We start from the raw sequence: 21,395 nt of genomic DNA on the forward strand, positions 1-21,395 counted from the left end.
TTTAATGCAAAAATTAAAGCATTTAGAGCACAATTAAGAGGCGTAAGAAGAACTGAATTCTTCCTGTACAGACTTGAAAAATTATTTGCTTAAAAACTCAAAAACCCAGAAAATGTTCTTGATCCAAAATGTTCTTGATCCATAATAGCTGTCAAGTGAATTGGAATATAGTATGTAAATATAAAATTCGTCCATAAACTAAAAAAGCTCCCAATAAATGGAAGCTTTTAATCGGTGGGCGCGAAGGGATTCGAACCCCTGACCCCTTGGGTGTAAACCAAGTGCTCTGAACCAACTGAGCTACGCGCCCTTGCTGTTAGCGGTTGCAAATATAAGCTACTTTTTAATTACCGCAAACAAAAAATATAAAAAAATTAAAATTATACATTTCCTGCCTCGCCCCAAAACATTTTTCAAGATTATAAAGTTACGTTAAACCTATAATCTACACCCCAAGTTTGCGTTTATTTGTTGAACTATCAGGGTGTAAAAAGCATGAAAAAAGACAGGTTAAAAAAAATTGGTTCTGTTGTTTTTAAAATAACGGCAGGCTTTGTTGGGTTACTTTGCGTGTTTATAATAAGTGTCCGCCTTGGGTTGTGGGGCCACATCCCAACCTCTACAGACATACAAGAGCTTTCGCAGTACGAAGCTTCCGAAATTTACGACACGAACAATGAACTTATCGGTAAGTTTTACCTTTCAAACAGACAACCAATCGCTTATTCAGAGATACCACAACACGTTATCGATGCATTGATTGCCACAGAAGACGTCCGGTTTTATGACCACAACGGAATAGACATAAAAAGCCTGTTCAGGGTATTGTTTAAAACCATTTTATTGCAAGACGCGTCCAGTGGCGGCGGCAGCACCATTACCCAACAATTGGCAAAAAACTTGTTCAGCAGGAAAGATTATGGAATCTTCACCCTTCCAGTAGTAAAAACCAAGGAGATGATCGTTGCCAGACGATTGGAAAAAAATTATTCTAAAACAGAAATCCTCGAACTATATTCCAACACCGTCCCCTTTAGCGGAAATACCTACGGAATTGAAAGCGCAGCCCTTAAATATTTCAACAAAAAAACATCAGAATTAACCCCAACGGAAGCGGCAACTCTAATCGGAACTTTAAAAGCCACCTATACGTACGATCCAAAAAGGTTCCCAAAACAGAATATAAAAAGAAGAAACACCGTTCTGCACCAAATGCACAAATACGGTTTTTTAACCGATGCTGAATACAAAAACAATCTTCAAGATTCGTTAAAACTGGATTTTGGCCATTACGACGAACAAAGGGGACTCGCCCCGTATTTTAGAGAAGAGGTTCGCAATACGATGCTCGCTTGGTGTAAAGAAAATTCAACCAAAGACACACCGTATAATTTATATACCAGCGGACTGAAAATTTACACTACGCTTGATAAAACCCTTCAACAATATGCCGAAGAATCGATGAAGGAACACCTTCAAAAACTTCAAAAAACGTTTGAAGAAGAATTTGGCAAGAACGCCCCTTGGCTTTCCAATAAGACCTTAATTGCTTCCGTAGTAAAAAAAACTCAAGCCTATAAAAAATTAAAAGCCAAAGACCTTTCAGAAAAAGCGATTATGGATTCCCTGAGTGTAAAAAAGAAAATGTGGTGGTATGGTAGTAAGGGCAATAAAGAGGTAGTCGCCAGTACGATTGACAGCGTACAGCATTATTTAAAGTTCTTGAATGCCGGGATGCTTGCGATAGATCCGCATTCCGGAGCTGTAAAATCTTGGGTTGGCGGCGTGAATTTTGAACATTTTAAATACGATCACGTAAAAAAAAGCAAACGGCAGGTAGGTTCCACGTTCAAGCCCATTGTTTATACCACAGCTTTGGAACAGGGTGTAGCGCCCTGTGATTATTTTTCGGCCCGTGAAGTGGAATATGAGAATATGGAAGGTTGGAGCCCTTCAAATTCGGGAAATATTGACGAAAAATACCTCAATTATAGTCTAAAAACCGCTTTAAGTAAATCGATCAACACCGTTTCGGTAAAAGTGCTGGAAGAAGCGGGCATTGGAAACACGATTGCACTTGCCAAAAAATTAGGCATTACCTCAACCCTGCCAAAAGTCCCTTCCTTGGCCTTGGGAACCGCCGAACTTTCCATCTATGAAATGGCCGGAGCATACGCCGCATATGTTAATGATAGCAAGCCCGTTTCGCCCTACTATTTATTGAAAGTTGAAAATAAAAAAGGCGAATTGTTAGAAGAATTCGACCACACAAACGATACGGTGCAACCTGCTTTTTCTGAAAGAACCCGACAAATCATGGTCGAGCTGTTGCAATCGGTCGTCAACACTGGAACGGCAAGCAGAATGCGAAACACCTATGGGCTACAAAACGATTTAGGCGGAAAAACCGGCACCACACAATCCAACAAAGACGCTTGGTTTGTCTCGGTCATGCCAAAATTGGTTACCGTAACGTGGGTAGGAAACGACGATCACCGCATCGGGTTTAAAACGACACGCACAGGTCAAGGTGCGAATGCCGCCTTGCCCATCGCCGCAAAATTGTTGCAAAAAATAAACAAAGACACAACCTTCAACGCGATAACCAAAGCGCAGTTTAAAAACCCCAGTGCTACGGTTGCTGAAATGCTGGATTGCGCACCCACCAAACGCGACGGTTTCTTTAAACGGTTGTTTACCAATCCTGATAAGAAGAAAAAAAGTAATTTTAAAACGAAAAATTAAACCACTTCTGCTACCGTAAAAGTGCTTCCTCCCACGTAAATCAAATCGTTTTCCGAAGCATTTTTTAAAGCTGAAAGATAGGCTTCGGTTACAGCATTGAAAGTGGTTCCTGTCAAGCCAAATTTTTTGGCTGAAGTTGCTAAAATTGAAACTTCCAACCCACGGGGAACATCAGGTTTGCAAAAATAATACGTGGCTTTTTTAGGAAACAATGGCAAGATACTTTCCAAATCTTTATCATGTACAACACCTAAAACAATATGGAGGTTTTCAAAAGGTTCTTCTTGAATTTGCTGCAGAACCAACTGCAGCCCTTCTTTGTTGTGTGCCGTATCGCAAATGACCCTTGGGTGTTCTTGTAGCGTTTGATAACGCCCTTGTAAACCTGTGTTTTTTACTGTATTTAAGACTCCTTTTCGGAGGTGTTCTTCTGAAATATCCCAACCGTTTTTTTGAAGTACTTTCAAGGTACTTACTGCCGTTTTTTTATTTTTCTGCTGATAGATTCCTTTTAAATCACTTTCATATTCCGAAATTTCAGTTATTTCGGCAAACGTGATCGGTGCTTTTTTTTCTGAAGCGATTTTCTGAAACACTTTTTTGGTTTCCGGAACGGTTTCGCCAATAACGACAGGAATGTTCGGTTTGATGATCCCGGCTTTTTCCGAAGCTATTTCAGCATAGGTAGTTCCTAGAAAAGCGGTGTGGTCAAAACCAATATTGGTGATTACGGAGACTTCTGGGGTGATGATATTGGTACTGTCCAACCTACCGCCCATCCCAACTTCAATAACGGCAATATCCACTTTTTGTTTGCTGAAATAATCTAACGCCAACCCAACGGTCATTTCAAAAAATGAAAGATTATTTTTTTCTAAAAAAGATTTGTTTTCAGTTACAAAGGAAATAACTTTTTCTTCCGAAATTAGCTGCCCATTAATCTTGATGCGTTCCCTAAAGTCCTTTAAATGTGGCGAGGTGTATAACCCAACTCTGTAACCGGCTTCCTGTAAAACCGAAGCCAAAATATGGCTCACCGAACCTTTTCCGTTGGTACCGCCTACGTGGATGCTTTTAAAGTGTCGCTCAGGATTATTAAGGTGCTTTGACAGCTTTAGCGTGTTGGATAAATCCTTTTTAAAAGCTGTTTTGCCCACGCGTTGGTACATAGGCAGTTGAGCAAATAGCCACGCTATGGTTTCTTGATAATTTATAATGTAAAGGTTAAAGGATTATTTAATGAAAACAAAGCTACTATTTATTCCGAAAGGCTGAAATTATAGATAATCTTTCCTATTTGTTTTGCTGGAGCGTTATCGTCTGCATTAAAACGAGTGGCGAGAGCAGCCCGTTTGGCTGGTTCCAACAAACATTTTGAATTGTTGGTGGTACCGCGAACGCCAGGAGTGGCGCTAATTACTTTGCCAGTTCTATCCACCTCAATGCTCACTACCACTTTTCCGGCTTCGTTACAGTCTTGTACAAATTTTTTCTTGTTCAGAGCTTTTCGGCCTCCCAATAAATAATTGCCATCTCCGTCCAAGCCTTTTCCGGTACCGTAATAACTTTTGGCATTGGCATCGCCATCGGGGCTGCCTTTATCGCCAGCCGTATCATCATTTCCTTCGCTCCCTTTTGCGGTTCCATCGCTTTTTGGGGCGTTAATCAAGTTGGACAACGCATCGGTTGTGGTTTTGTCGGGTTTTGGGTCTGGTTTTTTGGGTTTTTCTTTGGGTTGTTCCTTAACTGGGGTTTCTTTTTGAACTTCTTTCTTTTTTTCTTTTTTAATTACCGGGGCATCTTCAATATCTTGGGTGACCACCTCTTCCTTAATTTCGGTTTTTGGCTGCGAAACAGGAGGTGGCGTGGTTTCCTTTGGTGCTGCTTTTATGGGTTCGGTAGGTTGAATGTTTCCGCTTCCGGTTTCGGTAGTCCCGAAGTTGACGGCGATTCCATTTTCTGGTGGTGGATCTAAATAGGTCAATCCCATATAAAACAATAAAATGAGGATGATCACGTGTAAAATTACCGTGATGACCATGCTCTTTTTTTTATGTTTGGTGTCTAAGATAGACATGAGATTTTAAATATGAGATGTTAGATAATAGGCTACAAAACCTAATTAGGCCGTACTGCCAAGACAATTTTATAGTTGTTTTTATTGGCCAGGTCCATGACAAAAACGGCATCTTCAATGGGCACGCCCTCTTCGGCACGCAAAATGATGGTTGGTTTTTCTTGCCCTGCAAGGATGTTTTTAAGTTCTTTTTCCATAGTGTATTCGCTTACCCGCTCTTTATTTACGTAATAGGCACCATCATTGGTAATACTTACCGATGCTTTTTGTACGTTGGTGGTTTTGCCTTTTGCTTTCGGCAAGATCAAGTCCAATGCATCGGGGGTAATCGCGGGGGACGTCAACAGGAAAAACACCAGTAACAGGAACACAATATCGGTCATGGAGCTCATACTGAACTCTGGACTTATTTTATTTCTTCCTCTTAAATTCATTATGCTGGTTCGTTTAATAAGTCTAAAAAGTCAACGGCTGTGGCTTCCATTTGATGCACAACCTTATCAGTGCGCACCACTAAATGATTATAGCCCATATAAGCGATAATACCTACAATTAAACCTGCAACCGTTGTCGTCATTGCCGTGTAAATACCTTCGGCCAGGGCACCCATTTCTGCTTGCCCGCTACTGGTTGCCAACTGGTGGAATGCCAAAACCATACCAATTACCGTACCCAAAAACCCGATCATAGGCGCAGCACCGGCGATGGTCGCCAAGATGCTCACATTTTTTTCTAATTTATAGACTTCTAACCTACCAGCGTTCTCAATGGCGGTGTTTATGTCTTCCAAAGGGCTACCAATACGGGAAATCCCTTTTTCGGTAAGCCTTGAAACGGGGCTGTCCTGTTGTGCGCAAAGCACTTTGGCTCCTTGAATGTTCCCGCCCGCTACGTGATCGCGTATCTGGTTCATAAAATTTTTATTGATTTTAGAAGCCGCTTTAATGGCAAAAAGCCTTTCAAAGTATATATAAACTGCGACAAACAGTAAAATAAACAATACCCCAATAATAATCTGGGCAGCGAGGCCTCCGTTCATTATGAGTTCAAGTACGGAAAGTGTTTTCTCGGTTGTTTCAGGTTCAGTGGCTTGTGCCGCTTGCTCTGCACCTTCCTGAATTAAGAAGTTTAGCATAAATTTTTTAAGGTTTTATAGGATAACGATAGATGTTTACAGAAATTGTTACGTATGGTGAAATATCACGCGTTCAAATAACAGGAATATACCTGCCCCGGCCAAAAAGCCAATGAAGGCCAGCCAAGTTATTTTTTTAAGGTACCAAATAAAGTCGATGCGCTCCATACCCATTGCGGCAACCCCTGCTGCCGAGCCAATAATGAGCATACTGCCCCCCGTTCCCGCAGAATAGGCTATAAAGTGCCACAGCACCGAATCAGTTGGGGATTCGTACATTCCCATAGATGCAGCCACCAATGGAACATTATCTATTACGGCCGAAAATATCCCCAACAACATGACCACGATGTCTTGATTGGGAATGGCCATATCCAAGTATTCTGCCGCGTACCGAAGCGTCCCCACTTCTTCTCCATTTACTGAACCATATACCAAAGCTTCCAGACCCGCTACTGCCATTAAAATGCCCAAGAAAAACAGAATGCTTGAAATTTCAATTCGAGACAGTGCTTTATGGGCGGAGTACAAATGACGCCTTTCTTTACTAAAATCTTCTTCTGGATGAATATATTCTGAAACAAGCCATACGACACCTAATGCCAGCATCATGCCCACATACGGGGGCAAATGGGTTATGGTCTTGAAAACCGGTACCGAAACAATCATCGCCAAGCCCAAAATCAACATGGTTTTACTGCTCAGCAAACGTTCGGCAGTGTGATTTTCAGTAGTATCCATTTCGATCCTTCCCTGAAAAGGCTTTAAGTAACTGGCTATAAAGAAAGGAATAACAAAACAAGCAATGGACGGCAAGACGACAAACTCAATTAAACCTGCTGCAGTCACTTTATCATCGATCCAGAGCATGGTGGTGGTCACATCGCCTATTGGCGACCAAGCTCCTCCGGCATTGGCAGCAATTACCACCAAAGCGGCGTACCATAAGCGGTCTTCTTTCTTATGTATCAATTTGCGCAATAAGGTAATGAGCACGATGGTCGCCGTAAGGTTGTCAATGACGGCCGAAAGGAAAAAAGCCAAGGCCCCAATGATCCACAGCAGTTTGCGTTTGCTCCTGGTTTTTATAACACCTTTCAAGATATTAAACCCTCGGTGAAGGTCCACTATTTCCACAATGGTCATGGCACCTATCAAGAAAATCAATATCTCTGCCGTTTTGCCCAGATGGTGCAATAGGACATTGTTGAACCCTTCATCGGCCAATTTGCCTTCTGTTAGAAAATTCAACGCTTCTTCTTTCGTATCGATCACATCGAACCAGCCGTTGTGAAACCCTACCGCAAGGAGTGCCCAAATTAAAGCTGCCATTATCAAGGCAGGCACGGTTTTATCCAGTTTTAAAGGATGTTCTAAAGTAATGGCCAAGTAGCCCAGTGCAAAAATTACAATAATGATCAATTCCATAAGGGTATAGGCAGTTGACTATATTAATTGCTTCAAGGCGATTTCAAAAGCGGTTTTACTAATGTTCGTTTTGGTACTATTATGGTCAAACGTGTTTTGTATGGCATTTTTAATGGTCATAGAAGTATCGTTGAAAATGGCCTCATCGGTCATTTGCACCTTACGTTCCATAAAATAAGCGAATACGCGCGCCATTCCGCAATTGCTTATAAAGTCTGGAATAAGGCTTACCCGCTCATCGGTATATTCCATAATGGGGCCAAAGAAAATTTCGGTATCTGCAAAAGGCACATTGGCACCACAACTGATTACCTCTAAGCCAGAATCGATCATTTGCGATATCTGGTCCTTGGTGATCAATCTGGAGGCCGCACATGGTGTGAAAATTTCGGCTTCCAAACTCCATATTTTTTGGTTCATTTCTTCAAAAGAAAGCATATTATCGGCCACAAGGGTGTTTCCGTTTTTGTTCAGGAACAATTCTTTTACTTCGTCAAAGCTATATCCTTCTTCATTGATAATCCCGCCATTCCTGTCGATAATGCCTACTACTTTGGCACCCATCTGGGAGAGGTAGTACGCTGCGGCCGCACCTACGTTTCCAAACCCTTGTACAATGGCCTTTTTTCCTTTAATGCTTCCGCCGTAAATATCGTAATAATGGCTAACGGCAACGGCAACGCCATAGCCGGTGATCATGTCGGCCACGGTGTATTTGCGCATAACATCTGGGGAGTAATCTGTGTTTTCCAACATCTTGATCACGCCGTGGCGCAATTGGCCAATCCTGTTTATTTTATCGGCTTCCGAAGGGTTGAAATGCCCCGTAAAAACACCTTCTTGCGGGTGCCACACACCACTTTCTTCGGTAATTGGGATCACTTCATGGGTTTCGTCAACGTTCATATCGCCACCGGTACCATAATACGATTTCAGCAACGGCGAAACGGCTTTGTACCACCGCTCCAGCACCCCTTTTTTTCGAGGGTCTTCGGGGTCGAAATCAATGCCTGACTTAGCGCCGCCAATAGGTGGCCCGGAAACCGTGAATTTCACTTCCATGGTTTTCGCCAGCGACAGCACTTCATTTTTATCGAGTCCTTTGCGCATGCGGGTTCCCCCACCGGAAGCTCCACCCCTAAGCGAGTTGATGACCGTCCAGCCTTGGGCTTCGGTTTCTGGGTCGTTCCAGTGAAAAACGATTTCTGGTGCTTTATCTTCGTATTTTTTAAGTAGTTGTTTCATTAGTGGACAATTTTGTCCGCAAATATAAAAACTTAAAAACGGTTGCTATTCGTTTTTCAGTTGTTTTTTATGGATGAAACACCAAACCAGAGGAATGATTCTCTTTAGCCCCGGTCACGCTTGACAGACAATTTACTTGATCGCGCAATTTCAATATTCCCAACAACCCAAAAACAAGGGCTTCTTTATACCCAATCAACTGGTTTGACGGGACAACCAACTCCACATTCCTAAGGGATTTAAAACGGTCTATTAAAAAAGAATTGTAAACGCCCCCGCCCGTGGCCAACACTTTTTTCCCTTCAGAAAATTGACGCCCCAACTGTATGGCAATATGCTCGGTAAAGGTGCGCAGTATATTCCTGTATGTTTCACCTGAAGTTTCCAGAATTGGAAATATATACGCCTTCACCCATTCCAACCCCAATGATTTGGGTGGTTCTTCGTTATAAAAGTTCAAATGGTTCAGCTGGTTCAAAAGCCCGCTATTTAGTTCTCCAGAAGCTGCCATTTCACCCTTGTCGTCATATTTTTCGCCTAATTTTTCGGCATATAAATTCAAAACGATATTCACCGGGCAAATGTCGTAGGCAATTCTTTTGCCGTTTTTTTCAAAAGAACAATTGGCAAAACCGCCCAGGTTTAAGCAATAATCGTATTCGGGAAAAAGAAAAGCATCGCCAACGGGAACCAAAGGAGCACCTTGTCCACCAAGATTTACATCTTGCACGCGGAAATCACAAACCACTTTTTGCTTAATTAAAGTGGCCAATTTAGGCAGGTTGCCTATTTGAAACGTCACGCCTTTTTCAGGTTCGTGCAGCACCGTATGGCCATGGCTACAAACCGCATCGATGTCCGTAATTTGGTGTTTTGAAATGAAGGCCGAAATGATCTGGGAAAGATAATCGGTATAGTTTTCATCCAGTTCGGTCAATTTTTCTTCGGAATACTGTACCGCCTGCTGCAGTGTCCTTTTCCAAATGGTTGGATATTCAATGGTTTCCGAAGCTCCTATGGTAAAGCTCCATTGCTGTTCTCTTGAAATTTCAAAAAAGCATTCCGTGATGTCAACCCCGTCAAGCGAAGTGCCGCTCATCACACCGAGCACATGATAGTTGTTGTTTTTCATAGGGTAAAAATAATGAAATAAGGGTTTCACACCGCTTTCGAAGGTTGAATTCAGCAACACTAAAATGAAGGTGTTGAACAATTTTTTAAATTTAGCGCTTAAGACTCATCGACAGCAGTGCAGGTTTGATATTTACTTTAAATACGGTATCTTTGCACCACTTTTACTAACACATTTTTAAAACAAGCTTATGGATTTCAGTCTTTCCGAAGAACATATCATGATTCGCGATGCAGCCCGCGATTTTGCCAATAACGAATTAAAGCCCGGGGTGATCGAGCGTGATAACAAACAAGAGTTCCCAACCGAACAAGTAAAGAAAATGGCCGAGCTTGGTTTTCTTGGTATGATGGTAGATCCAAAATACGGCGGCGGCGGAATGGACACTATAAGCTATGTTTTGGCGATGGAAGAGTTGAGCAAGATCGATGCTTCGTGCTCGGTTATCGTATCGGTAAACAACTCCCTGGTTTGCTGGGGATTGGAAACATACGGAACCGAAGAACAAAAACAAAAATACCTCACCAAGTTGGCCACGGGCGAATCGATTGGCGCATTTTGTTTAAGCGAGCCAGAAGCTGGAAGCGACGCCACTTCGCAAAAAACTACCGCCATTGACAAAGGCGACCACTATATTTTAAACGGAACCAAAAACTGGATCACCAACGGTGGCAGCGCAGATTATTACTTGGTTATTGCACAAACCGACAGAGAAAAGGGACATAAAGGCATCAACGCTTTTATTGTTGAAAAAAGCTGGGACGGATTTGAAGTTGGCCCTAAAGAAGATAAATTAGGGATTCGCGGAAGCGACACCCACACATTAAACTTTAACGATGTAAAAGTGCCTAAGGAAAACCGTATTGGTGAAGACGGGTTCGGTTTTAAGTTCGCTATGAAAACCTTAAGTGGCGGCCGCATTGGTATCGCCGCACAAGCTTTGGGAATTGCTGCTGGTGCCTACGAGTTGGCCCGCGACTATTCAAAAATAAGAAAAGCATTTGGTACTGAAATTTCCAACCACCAAGCCATAGCCTTTAAATTGGCCGATATGCACACCGAAATCACCGCAGCCCGCCATTTAGTGATGAAAGCGGCTTGGGACAAAGATCAAGGCAACAACTACGATATGAGTGGCGCGATGGCAAAACTATACGCTAGTAAAGTAGCTATGGACACGGCAGTTGAAGCGGTACAAGTACATGGCGGAAACGGTTTTGTGAAAGAATACCACGTAGAACGGTTGATGCGTGATGCGAAAATTACCCAGATTTACGAAGGGACCAGCGAGATACAGAAAATTGTTATTTCGAGAGGGTTATTGCGGGATTGATTTTCGGCACTTCGGCTCCGCTCAGTGACCTTAATAAAATAAATTCGAACCCGGCTTTTTAGTCGGGTTTCTTATATATAAGGTGGTTGAGTGATTTTTATTTTTTTCGGAAAGCAAAAAGTAAAAATTGTACCGAAGCCCCAGAATCATAAAAAGAAATTCCAAACCAGCCCAAACCGTATTACCGCATCCCGGTACGGATATCCAGGTGCTGAAAAATGATCGTTGGTGCTTTTAAACAACTGGTTGAAGTGTTCCCACTTAAAGAATATACGGGTTTGCCTTATTTTGGCGCTCAAAAAGATATCGACCAACGGGAAACCGCCCAATTTTTGATCGTTTTGCACATAAAATTCAGCTATTACGGGGTCGTAGGCGTTCATATTATATTCCGTAAAGTATTTAAACGTAACCCCGGTTTGCAAAAACAGGGCTTTTTTAAAGAATTCATCTTGAAAATAAAGCGTATTCCTGGTTACCAGTTGCGGCACATTAAAAACGTCTTCGCCACTCACCGCTTGTTGAAACATAACCGTATTGTCCAACGCAAACTTGCCGTAACGGAATTCCCTTTGGGCTTTTACCTTTAAATAATCAACCCGCTCCCCAAATTGTTGTGGCGTTGGGGTCGAGTCGTTCGCTTTAATGCTATAATAAGTATAATCGTCAATTCCCGTATAACTTACCGAAGCATTCAAGAGTTTTTTTGATTGCAGTTCAAACTTTAATTCTTGTGTTTTTACATTTTCAAAATTGTTTTGCCAATTGTAATTCACATAATCGCTTTGGTATAATTGAAAGCCGAAATTAGGTGCTACTGAATGTACCGTGGCCGATGCTTCCACTTTATTGCCTTCGTTAAACGAAAAAGAAGCGGCGCCTTGCAGGTAATTGGCATCGTAATCACCCGAAATGTTGATGGCGCCTTTTCCGGAAAGCTCAAAACCACGGTACTGTTTTTTGTAACCAGCCCCAAACTGAACCAAGTTGCCGTTAAGCCGGTTGGTTATTCTCCCTTCGTTTAAAATCAATACAGAATTGTAACCATAATTGTAATCGTTGTAGCCCACAAAGGCACTGATGTTTCCCAAAAGGCTATTTTCCAACCGGGCATAACCTTGAATATTGAAATCTTCTAAATTGGTTCTGGTGCGGAGATTTGAATTTTCATAAGATTCGCCAAAGCCTTTATATGGGCTATCTTGGGTGTAGAGGAACGATTTTTCTTCGTAACTGAACCGATTCCCGATGGCCAAAACATTATAAGCGGTGCTGTCGCGTTGACTGATGAGTTCGTATTCGTGATCGGCATAAAAGCGTAGACCTTTCAGTAAATTTTCAGCATCTTCAAAGTTGACGTCAATCCGGCCCCGATCGTTAAATTCTGGGTCGTCATTTACAAACAACGCAATGGAATTTGGCGGCAGCCCACCGTTTTCTTCATTTAGGATATCTTGAGCGGTAATATGCGCTCGTACTTTATACCGGTTGTTTTTAGTGGTATAATTCGTGGTAAAGCGAAAATTCCCGCTACTGGTCAATATATTTTGATAGGTTCCCAAGGAGCGAACGCCTTTATAGGCAACCGAAAAATTAAACTGCTCACTGGTGTTCACCGTAAAAAAAGCGTCCAATTGCTGGCCTTGTTCAAAGGCGGTTTTAAAATACAGTTCCGATAACGGCGTGGGAACATTGTAATAGTGCATATCACCTGCATCCATATAATTAAAATGGTGTGATTGCGCCACAAACAGTGGTTTTAAGTTTAATTTATCAAAATTATACGCCAGTGAATTATACGGCTGCCCCACATTTGAAAAAGGCAACAACTCAAACCGGTCCCTCCGTAAATAATTGAATTTATACAGTTTTTGAACACTTAAGGTGGTATCAACATGTGTTGTATCACGATTTGCTGAAACGATCTTGTATAAATCTATGGGAGGTTTTTCGGGTTTCTCGGTATTTTCTGAAGGGTCTTGAGCAAATAGACAATTTCCGACAGGGAGCAAAAGAAGTAGTAAAAGCAGGTTTTTCATTTATTTTTTACTTTCAAGGCAAAGGTAACTAATTTTTAAATCCCAAAATTTCAAATCCCTAATCTCAATATTAGGTAGCTGAGTGTTTTTCGTTCGTACGAATCTTAAATCAAATGTTCAGCTTATCAACAAAACGAAAAGCGTATCGAAGAAACCGGCTATAAATTTCAAATCGCTAATCCTAATATATCAAATCAAAAATTCAAAAAACCGTAAATTTGCACCATGCTAAAGCTCAAAATAAATCACCATCTTGTTGAATGTGGCACCGATGAAGCCGGAAGGGGTTGCCTGGCAGGACCTGTAACCGCCGCTGCCGTGATTCTGCCAGACAATTTTAGCCATCCTTTTTTAAACGACAGCAAGCAACTTTCAGAAGTAAAACGATTGGAACTCAAACAAATTATTGAAAAAGAAGCCTTATGCTATGCCTACACGCATGTAATGATGCGTGAAATAGACGAAATCAACATTTTAAATGCTTCCATCCTGGCCATGCACCGCTCTATTGAAAAATTGACACAACAACCCGAATTTATTGCCATAGACGGCAATCGCTTTAAACCTTACGGAAAAACCCCCTTTGAATGTGTTATAAAAGGCGATGGCAAATTTTTGCACATAGCCGCAGCCTCCATTTTGGCAAAAACCGAGCGTGATGCCTTTATGGCGCGTATCCACGAAAAACATCCAGAATATAACTGGCGAAAAAACAAAGGCTATCCCACCAAAGAACACCGTGCCGCCATTAGGGAATTGGGCGCAACCCCGTATCATCGTAAAAGTTTTAAATTACTACCAGAGCAACTGAAGTTAAACCTAAAAATAAAATGACAGAAGTTCTCCTCCCCTTTTTAGGGGGAGGTGCCGAAGACGGAGGGGGTCAATACTCTTACCTATCTTTAAAAATTAGACATCGAGCTTCCCGCAAACCTGTTAACAACCCGTCAATAAATCGTCTACGCCTTAACTTAATCCAGCCGAATTACTTATTATTTTTGTAGGCATGGGACATTCTAAGTATTTAGCATTGCTTTTTGTGGTTCTTTTTTGGGGCTGTGATCAAGTTGCTTCCAAAAAAGGGGCGCTGATCGATTTTGTGCCGCAGGACAGCGATGTGGTCTTGAGGATTTCAAATTTTGAAACGCTACAAAGCGATTTAAAAAACAGCGCGCTCCTTTCGGCATTCAATAAAACCGACCTCCACACGTATTTTACCGAAAGTCATAACCTTTTTAAATACCTCAACCCAAAGGGCGAAAGTTTTCTTGCACTGAGCACTCGCAACGATAGTGTTACCGATTACACCTTTGTTACCCGTCAAGATACTACTGTGTTCAGCATTGATTCCATTGCAAACCGATCGATCGAGACGTTGAAATTTGATGGTATTTCGCTACAACGCATCAATATCGATAACAACACCGCCTACTCGGCCACACAGGACAGTGTTTTTATTGCCAGCAGTTCGCAACAGATGGTCGCAACCATTTTAAAAAGAAAAAACAAACAGGCCCCGGAATTTAAAAAAGCCATTTCGGTTAAAGAAAACAGCGAGCTCACCGCGGTGGTCAACAACCCAAAAGCATTTTTGAACGACTCCACCACGATCAACTTTGCCACAACAATTGCACTGGACCTCTCCGTATTACCAAACGCTTTGACCGCTACGGGCGTTGCTTTGGCACGGGATACCGTTCCGCAGTTCTTGACCATTTTTGAAGGGCAGGTACCACAACAAAACGACTTGGAACAATTGATTCCCACAACGGCCAAGACTGCCGTTTCCTACACCTATAACGATGCTACTGAACTTATAAAACACATACAACCTTTTCAAAAATTTGAAGCGCCAGAAGGTATAGGCAACATTTTAAGCTCGGTCAATGAACTGGGGGAAATCTCCTTAAAAGAAGGTCATGCCATTGTGTTGAAAAGCATAGATGCCGACATGACAACCGAGGCCTTGGCACGGTACGTTTCAGAAAACAGCATCTTTAGGGAAACCCTTGTGTACGATTTTAACCAGTCCGATTTATTCTACCAGAGTCTCAACCCATTAATCTCCACTTCCAAACTGTCACAAGCATTTCAACTCAACGGTTTTTTTGTGATTTCAGAAAACGAAGCAGTTACCCAAGCCATTATCACGGCGTACAAGAACAACGATGTACTGGGCAAGGCCCATTATTTTGAAGACGCTTCGGCACAGTTGAGCAACGCCTCCTCCATTTTAATGTACAAAATGGGAAGCCGCATCACCGATGCCATTGCACCCTATTTTTCTTCGGAAACACATTCGGAAATCACGGCCGTTTCCCTCTCAAAGTATCCGTTGGCCTTGCTTCAGTTTACGTACGACCGTGATTTTGCGCATGTTAATTTGGTGTGCAAAGAGGCTTCAACAAAAAAACAACAAGCGGGCACGGTCTCCGAACTGTTCAGCATGGAACTGGAAAACACTATTTTAGGCGAACCGCAACTCTTTACCAACCACCGGACGAACGGCAAAAACATCGTTGTCCAGGACATTGGCAATAAGCTGTATTTTATTTCAGAACAAGGGCGAACCCTCTGGACCAAAAAACTGAACAATCCTATTCTGGGCAACATACAAGAAGTGGATATTTTACGGAACGGAAAAAAACAATTGGCGTTTGTTACCAAAAACAACTTTTACGTTTTAGATAGGAACGGGAACAACGTTGCGCCTTTTCCGCTTCAATTTAAAGATGACTTTACACAACCGCTTTCGGTGTTCGATTACGGCAACAACCGCAAATACCGTTTTATCATCACCCAGGGCAAAGAACTTTTTATGTACAACAACAGCGGCAACATTGTAAAAGGGTTTACGTTTAAAAAAGCCAAAAGCAACATTGTCCTCCCACCACAACACATTAGGATGGGCAATAAAGATTATATTGTCATTGCAGAAGAAAACGGCCATTTGAACATTTTGCACCGTACCGGAAAAGTAAGGGTGCCGCTTTCACGAAAGTTTGAATTTTCTGAAATCCCCATTGAAGAAGAAAAAAACAATTTTGTGGTCATTACCAAAGACAACAACAAGATTAGCATCTCGCAAACGGGTAAAACCACGACGCAAACCCTTGATGTAAGCAACAGCTATGGTTTTACAGTTAACGGAAACGTAAAAGCAACAATGGACGACAACCTGTTGCGCATTAACGGCAAGCTGGTCGAGCTTCCTTTTGGCATTTACACCCGGCCAAAAATAAGTGTGGTAAACCGCAACAAATACATCACCACCACCGAAACCCAAGAAAGCAAGGTATATGTATTCAATGCCGCTGGCGAGCTTTTAAACGGTTTTCCCGTTTATGGGACTTCAACTGCCGATTTGGGACGCCTTTCTTCAAAAAACACTGTTGGATTGGTAGTTAAGGGATCGGATAAAGAGGTGATTTTATATGCGCTGTAACAATTTCATTCAATAGTAACCATTTCAGCTTTAAAAAACTGCGCTATCCAAAACCATTGTTTTTTTTATCTTAATTTCATACTTTTAGAATAAACAAACCTTCTCCTCATGCTGCAACGCTATGCTGTTGTTATTCTTTTATGGCTCCCCTGTTTGTTCTTGGGACAACAAAATACGTCCATTAAATTAACAAAAATAGAGGATGCGGTATCCAACCTATGGATTTCCTCCATCGTTCAAGATGCCAATGGATTTATTTGGTTGGCAACCCAAGATGGTTTGTACCGTTACGACGGCAGCAGCTTCAATTCTTACCGCTACAATCCTCTTGAGGAGAACACCCTGCCAGCAAACTGGATACGCTGTATTGTGCCGGCCCAAAACGGAAATTACTGGGTAGGCACCCAAGGTGCTGGACTGGTTTATTTTCAAGCATCGGATAACAGTTTTTTTCCGGTGTCGAAATCACAAACAGATAACGAAGACGCCATAGGCAGCATTATATACCAGTTATTACAAACCACAAACGGAGCACTTTGGGTAGATAGCGATACGGGATTGTTTCGGAAAAAACCGAACTCCGACGTGTTCAGTAAAATAAGCGACCATTCGCTGAACATCCTGTTGAAAGAAACTCCGCAAGAAAAAGAACTCGTTAAAATAAAGAACACCCTCTATACTTTTGAACAGGACAGCTTGATCCCTATATTGAAAAATACACCAATTGAACGCATGTCCGTTACGCCCAGTGGCGAATTGATTTACAGGGCCAACAAAAAAATATATAGCTACGATTTTAACGGTCCCCCAACCCCAATTGAAGTACCAGAGCCTATTTACTTTATATCCAACATTCAAAATAAGTCCTGTTATTTTATCAGCGCCAATAATTTTTACAAGTACCATCTTTCTACCAAAAAGGTAGAGCGGTTGAACAACAATAATCCTGGTTTTTCCATCCAAGAAATCAACACCTTGTACTTGGACAAACAGGAAATATTATGGATTGGCACCCGAAAAGGGCTTTACAAAGAAAACAAGGCCGGAACGGTCTTTACAGGCAACATTCCATTGCACGCGCGCCGCATCGTTGTTAAGGGCGATACTGTTTTTGTAGGCGGGATGACGGGACTGCACACCTATTTGAAGAGCAAGGGTACCTATACCTCGGCTTTATCAGGGCGAAGCATCTTTTCGCTTCACAAAGATTCAGAAGGCATCTGGGCCGGCGACTTAAAAGGCGACCTTCATTTCATGGATTGGCAAGGCAACGTGAAAACAGTTCCCATTGTAAAAAACAATAGCAAACACCTAAAGGTATACGGAATTACGGAGGACAAAAACGGTTATTTGTGGGTTGGTTCTTGGGAAGGGCTTCATATTGTCGATAAAAAAGGTACCGTGCTCCAAACCTATTCGTTTAAAACAAGTACGGAAGATGATGAGCTTAAAACCCTTCAGGTATTACGGGACACAAACGACAACCTATGGATCATAACCGTGGGGAACGGTATTTATAAAGTCCCCGAGGTTTCCAAAATCACTTCAGAAGAAGCCCCCTTTCGCTACACAAGGTATTTGCACTCCAAAGGAGATGAAACCACCATAAACACCAATGTGCTATACGAAATTCACGAAGATCCAGAAGGCAACCTTTTTTTTGGGTCCGATTACGGCATCAACAAATACAATCCAAAAAACGACACTTTTGAAGTATTGAAAATAGACGGAGAACTATTTGACAAAAAAACCATGGCTATGGAAACCGATGGTAACGGCCTGTTATGGATCAGCACCATTCGAAATGGCCTGTATGTGTACGACCCTTTTGAAGAAAAATTGCTGAACCTCAACGAAACTGATGGCCTTATTTCGGACGCCTGCCTTTTTACCTCCAGCACCTTTGCAGAAAACACGCTTTATTTTGGCACAGATGAGGGCGTACAGATCATTAACCCCGCACATTATGTCCACCCAGAAGTTTCGGATGCCCCCATAATCACCGATATTAAAATTTACGGTAACAAAAACAAGGAAACCCAGCAAACTCCCACCAATACGGAAGTAATGGAACTAAACTATGACCAACGCGATTTCAGCCTGCATTTTTCGTTGCATGATTATCGGTTTCCAAGTAAAGTAAACTATTACTACAAACTGGGGGAAGAAAACAAAAACTGGTTGAAAGCAGCAGGAAATACCGTCACTTTTTCCGATTTAAAACCAGAGGACTATACCTTTTTTGTAAAAGCAGCCTACCAAAAAGAAACCGATACGCCCGTATCAAAAATCACCATTGCAATCGCACCGCCTTGGCACAAAACCTGGTGGGCCTACATCTTGTATATGACGATTTTTGTAGCTTTGATGTACCTTTATTTTTACTTGAAATTCAAACAAAAAGCAGTCCACAACAAGCTTAAGGCCGTGGAAGAACTCGATACGGCCAAATCCATCTTTTTTGCCAACGTTTCGCATGAGCTGCGTACGCCCTTAACGTTAATAAAAGGTCCTGTCGAAGATCAATTGGCTTCAGGCAAGCTCACAAAAAACGAACGTAAAAACCTCCTGAAAGCCCAAAACAGCACCCAGCGAATGGAAGCTTTGGTAGAACAACTGCTGGCGCTCTCCAAATTGGAAAGCGGCGTTCTAAAACTCAAGGTACAACCGGGCAATCTTGCCAAATATGTTGCTGTCCAAGCCGAAGCCTTTACGTTAAGCACCCACGAGAAAAACATTCAATATACCATTAACACGCCTTCAACCGAAGGGTTAGACTGGTTTGACCGTGATATTATCGAAACCGTGCTGTTCAACCTCGTGGGAAATGCCGTGAAATACACGCCCGAAAAGAAACGCATTACCATTACAAGCAATAGAGAAAACGGCTATTTTTCACTTAAAGTTGAAAATACCGGTAGCTATTTAAACCCCGAAGAACAACAAAAAGTTTTTGAACGGTTTTACCAAATAAACGATCAAATAAGCGGCACAGGCATTGGCCTTTCCCTCACAAAAGAGTTGGTTGAATTGCACAAAGGGAGCATTGCGGTTTCAAGCAGTAAAAAGGGCATTACGGTTTTTACGGTGAAAATACCTATTGAAAAACAAGACTATACAGCTTCTGAAATACTTACTGAAAATGAAAACAGCCAAGAAAAACCCCAGTTTTCTGCACCTTTTGAAATAGACAAAACTGAAAAATTGATTTCAGAAGAAGCTCCCATATTGCTTATCGTGGACGATGCCGCCGAAATACGCAATTACATCGCTTCCATTTTTGAAGATAGGTATAACATACATACTGCCACCAACGGCACAGAAGCCTTGTTGCTGGCCAAAAAACACCTCCCCGATGTGATGGTGAGCGATGTGATGATGCCCGATAAAGATGGGTTCACCCTTACAAAAGAACTGAAAGAAAACCCGTTGACAAGCCACATCCCTATCATCTTGCTTACCGGCAAATCTAAAATCACCGACAAGCTGGCCGGGCTGGGCATTGGCGCAGATGCTTACATCACCAAGCCCTTTAGTCCAGAATTAGTGAAGGCTACAGCGCAAAATCTAATTGAAAACCGAAGGAAACTTCAAAAGCGTTTTTCAGAAGAAAACATGCTGCGTCCCAAGGACATTGCCGTATCATCGGCCGATGAACAGTTTTTGGACAACTTACAAGAGGTGCTGGACACCCATTTAACCGATCCGGATTTCACAACCGAAGCTTTCAGCAATGCTATGAGGTTGAGCCGCATGCAATTGCACCGAAAACTGAAAGCACTTTCTGGCCAGTCCACAACCGAGTTTCTACGCTCCCAGCGGTTAAAGGTAGCGGCCAATTTATTGAAGAAAGAGGATGTTACGGTTTCAGAAATTGGGTATCAAGTTGGTTTTAGCAATATATCCTACTTTTCCAGTTGTTTTAAAAAAGAGTTTGGCGTGCCGCCTTCAGAATACAGTCAAACAACTTGAGTCTTGTGCATCTCAATGAGCTCAGCTTCAAAAAGCACCGTGAAATGTTTCAGTAATTTTTCTTTCACTTCTTCCATAGCCAGCTGTGGCTTGCCCAATTCAACGTTTAATGAGGTAACTGATTTTCCTTTTATGCCGCAGGGGATCATATGGTCAAAGTATCCCAAATCGGTATTTACGTTCAGTGCAAAACCGTGCATGGTCACCCAACGGCTGGCACGAACGCCCATGGCACAGATTTTACGGGCAAAGGGAGTGCCCACATCCAGCCATACACCAGTTTCGCCTTTAGAGCGTTCGGCTTTTAATCCGTATTCGGCAAGGGTCAAGATCACCATTTCTTCCAGTAAACGCAAATATTTATGAATATCGGTAAAAAAGTTTTCGAGGTCTAAAATAGGATAACCCACAACCTGCCCGGGGCCGTGGTAGGTAATATCACCACCCCGGTTTATTTTATGGAAGGTAGCGCCAATTTCGGCCAGTTTTTCTTCAGAAACAAGAAGGTTTGAGAGATCGCCGCTTTTTCCCAAAGTATAGACATGGGGATGCTCCACCAATAAAAAGTAATTGGGGGTTTGCAGTGCCGTACCCTCCCGGCGGTTTTTTACCTTGCAATCCAGTATGTTTTTAAAAAGCGATTCTTGATAGGCCCAACTTTCTTTATAATCTTTAAGCCCCAAATCGTTCACCTGAATGTGATTGTTTGCCATACCGATCATTTACTTTGAAAAAACAAAATTACGGGTATTCATCCACTTTTAAGCCCTAATTGAAAAATTAGCACCCATTAATTCAAAAAGTTACTGTATTCCTTTAAAAAGAAGCCAAAGCACACTATATT

The 21,395-nt window shown here is 42.1% G+C and carries 14 protein-coding genes and 1 tRNA gene; 5 read left to right on the top strand and 10 right to left on the bottom strand.

Annotation, left to right across the window (positions count from 1 at the left end; translation table 11 throughout):
* Positions 1–235: 235 nt before the first annotated feature.
* Positions 236–310 (bottom strand) — tRNA-Val (locus DDV96_RS15160).
* A gap of 185 nt (positions 311–495) precedes the next feature.
* Between DDV96_RS15160 and DDV96_RS15165 the strand changes: the two genes are divergently transcribed.
* The gene (locus DDV96_RS15165) at positions 496–2,745 is read left to right on the top strand and encodes a transglycosylase domain-containing protein (protein ID WP_116695633.1); all 2,250 of its coding nucleotides are present in this window, start codon (positions 496–498) and stop codon (positions 2,743–2,745) included.
* Here DDV96_RS15165 and DDV96_RS15170 read toward each other — a convergent pair.
* From DDV96_RS15170 to DDV96_RS15200, 7 genes are all read right to left on the bottom strand, one after another.
* Complete coding sequence (locus DDV96_RS15170; protein ID WP_116695634.1) at positions 2,742–3,959, bottom strand: bifunctional folylpolyglutamate synthase/dihydrofolate synthase; 1,218 nt, start codon at positions 3,957–3,959, stop codon at positions 2,742–2,744. The two genes, DDV96_RS15165 and DDV96_RS15170, sit on opposite strands and share 4 nt — an antisense overlap.
* A 44-nt stretch (positions 3,960–4,003) precedes the next feature.
* A complete protein-coding gene (locus tag DDV96_RS15175) occupies positions 4,004–4,822 on the bottom strand; it encodes an energy transducer TonB (protein ID WP_116695635.1) in 819 nt (272 codons plus the stop codon).
* A 41-nt stretch (positions 4,823–4,863) separates the two neighbouring features.
* Positions 4,864–5,256 (bottom strand): ExbD/TolR family protein, encoded by a 393-nt coding sequence (locus tag DDV96_RS15180; RefSeq protein ID WP_116695636.1) that lies wholly within the window; start codon positions 5,254–5,256, stop codon positions 4,864–4,866.
* The gene (locus DDV96_RS15185; protein ID WP_116695637.1) at positions 5,256–5,957 is read right to left on the bottom strand and encodes a MotA/TolQ/ExbB proton channel family protein; all 702 of its coding nucleotides are present in this window, start codon (positions 5,955–5,957) and stop codon (positions 5,256–5,258) included. The genes DDV96_RS15180 and DDV96_RS15185 overlap by 1 nt, the downstream gene beginning before the upstream one ends.
* 48 nt (positions 5,958–6,005) lie before the next feature.
* Complete coding sequence (gene nhaD, locus DDV96_RS15190; RefSeq protein WP_116695638.1) at positions 6,006–7,385, bottom strand: sodium:proton antiporter NhaD; 1,380 nt, start codon at positions 7,383–7,385, stop codon at positions 6,006–6,008.
* A gap of 18 nt (positions 7,386–7,403) precedes the next feature.
* Entirely contained in the window at positions 7,404–8,630 is a 1,227-nt protein-coding gene (locus tag DDV96_RS15195; protein WP_116695639.1) for a Glu/Leu/Phe/Val dehydrogenase dimerization domain-containing protein, read from the bottom strand.
* A gap of 67 nt (positions 8,631–8,697) precedes the next feature.
* The gene (locus DDV96_RS15200) at positions 8,698–9,762 is read right to left on the bottom strand and encodes an anhydro-N-acetylmuramic acid kinase (protein WP_116695654.1); all 1,065 of its coding nucleotides are present in this window, start codon (positions 9,760–9,762) and stop codon (positions 8,698–8,700) included.
* A 190-nt stretch (positions 9,763–9,952) separates the two neighbouring features.
* On the opposite strand from DDV96_RS15200, the gene DDV96_RS15205 reads away from it, so the two are divergent.
* Complete coding sequence (locus tag DDV96_RS15205) at positions 9,953–11,095, top strand: acyl-CoA dehydrogenase (RefSeq protein ID WP_116695640.1); 1,143 nt, start codon at positions 9,953–9,955, stop codon at positions 11,093–11,095.
* Positions 11,096–11,241: 146 nt separating this feature from the next.
* On the opposite strand, the gene DDV96_RS15210 is transcribed toward DDV96_RS15205, so the two are convergent.
* Positions 11,242–13,134, bottom strand: a complete 1,893-nt coding sequence (locus tag DDV96_RS15210) for a putative porin (protein WP_116695641.1) — start codon at positions 13,132–13,134, stop codon at positions 11,242–11,244.
* A 225-nt stretch (positions 13,135–13,359) separates the two neighbouring features.
* Here DDV96_RS15210 and DDV96_RS15215 point away from each other — a divergent pair, with 225 nt between their 5' ends.
* The 3 genes from DDV96_RS15215 (at position 13,360) to DDV96_RS15225 (ending at position 20,551) form a co-directional block, all read left to right on the top strand.
* Positions 13,360–13,968 carry a ribonuclease HII gene (locus DDV96_RS15215; protein WP_116695642.1) on the top strand — a complete coding sequence of 203 codons (609 nt, stop codon included), beginning with the start codon at positions 13,360–13,362 and terminating at the stop codon, positions 13,966–13,968.
* A gap of 172 nt (positions 13,969–14,140) precedes the next feature.
* Positions 14,141–16,579 (top strand): hypothetical protein, encoded by a 2,439-nt coding sequence (locus DDV96_RS15220; protein ID WP_116695643.1) that lies wholly within the window; start codon positions 14,141–14,143, stop codon positions 16,577–16,579.
* Between the two features lie 108 nt (positions 16,580–16,687).
* Positions 16,688–20,551: a hybrid sensor histidine kinase/response regulator transcription factor gene (locus DDV96_RS15225; protein WP_116695644.1), complete on the top strand. Its 3,864-nt coding sequence runs from the start codon at positions 16,688–16,690 to the stop codon at positions 20,549–20,551.
* Here DDV96_RS15225 and lipB read toward each other — a convergent pair.
* Positions 20,539–21,264 carry a lipoyl(octanoyl) transferase LipB gene (gene lipB / locus DDV96_RS15230; RefSeq protein ID WP_116695645.1) on the bottom strand — a complete coding sequence of 242 codons (726 nt, stop codon included), beginning with the start codon at positions 21,262–21,264 and terminating at the stop codon, positions 20,539–20,541. The genes DDV96_RS15225 and lipB overlap by 13 nt on opposite strands.
* Positions 21,265–21,395 lie beyond the last annotated feature (131 nt).

The organism is Marixanthomonas spongiae (genome assembly GCF_003095375.1).
GTDB classification, from domain to species: domain Bacteria; phylum Bacteroidota; class Bacteroidia; order Flavobacteriales; family Flavobacteriaceae; genus Marixanthomonas; species Marixanthomonas spongiae.

Coding starts and splice junctions, on each gene's coding strand:
- DDV96_RS15210 (WP_116695641.1), bottom strand. CDS start 13,134: ATGAAAAACCTGCTTTTACTACTTCTTTTGCTCCCTGTCGGAAATTGT.
- lipB (WP_116695645.1), bottom strand. CDS start 21,264: ATGGCAAACAATCACATTCAGGTGAACGATTTGGGGCTTAAAGATTAT.
- DDV96_RS15175 (WP_116695635.1), bottom strand. CDS start 4,822: ATGTCTATCTTAGACACCAAACATAAAAAAAAGAGCATGGTCATCACG.
- nhaD (WP_116695638.1), bottom strand. CDS start 7,385: ATGGAATTGATCATTATTGTAATTTTTGCACTGGGCTACTTGGCCATT.
- DDV96_RS15180 (WP_116695636.1), bottom strand. CDS start 5,256: ATGAATTTAAGAGGAAGAAATAAAATAAGTCCAGAGTTCAGTATGAGC.
- DDV96_RS15225 (WP_116695644.1), top strand. CDS start 16,688: ATGCTGCAACGCTATGCTGTTGTTATTCTTTTATGGCTCCCCTGTTTG.
- DDV96_RS15200 (WP_116695654.1), bottom strand. CDS start 9,762: ATGAAAAACAACAACTATCATGTGCTCGGTGTGATGAGCGGCACTTCG.
- DDV96_RS15165 (WP_116695633.1), top strand. CDS start 496: ATGAAAAAAGACAGGTTAAAAAAAATTGGTTCTGTTGTTTTTAAAATA.
- DDV96_RS15185 (WP_116695637.1), bottom strand. CDS start 5,957: ATGCTAAACTTCTTAATTCAGGAAGGTGCAGAGCAAGCGGCACAAGCC.
- DDV96_RS15205 (WP_116695640.1), top strand. CDS start 9,953: ATGGATTTCAGTCTTTCCGAAGAACATATCATGATTCGCGATGCAGCC.
- DDV96_RS15195 (WP_116695639.1), bottom strand. CDS start 8,630: ATGAAACAACTACTTAAAAAATACGAAGATAAAGCACCAGAAATCGTT.
- DDV96_RS15215 (WP_116695642.1), top strand. CDS start 13,360: ATGCTAAAGCTCAAAATAAATCACCATCTTGTTGAATGTGGCACCGAT.
- DDV96_RS15220 (WP_116695643.1), top strand. CDS start 14,141: ATGGGACATTCTAAGTATTTAGCATTGCTTTTTGTGGTTCTTTTTTGG.